Origin of the sequence: Carboxydocella sp. JDF658 (assembly GCF_002049395.1) — a bacterium.
Lineage (GTDB): Bacteria > Bacillota.
Genome location: NZ_BDLR01000216.1, coordinates 1 through 201, shown reverse-complemented (window position 1 = coordinate 201; position 201 = coordinate 1). Strand labels below are relative to the sequence as shown.

Below are 201 nucleotides of genomic sequence, written 5' to 3'. Positions count from 1 at the left end.
AACTTTTCGAGATATATTCGGAGAGTTTGATCCTGGCTCAGGATGAACGCTGGCGGCGTGCCTAACACATGCAAGTCGAGCGGAGCCGTGAGGGAGCTTGCTCTCAAGCGGCTTAGCGGCGGACGGGTGAGTAACGCGTGAGCAACCTGCCCTTCAGACAGGGATAACACCGCGAAAGTGGTGCTAATACCTGGTACACTC

1 rRNA gene is annotated in these 201 nt (G+C 55.7%); it reads left to right on the top strand.

What is annotated here, in order from left to right:
* Positions 1-14: 14 nt before the first annotated feature.
* A 16S ribosomal RNA gene (locus JDF658_RS13880) occupies positions 15-201 on the top strand; the annotation flags it as partial.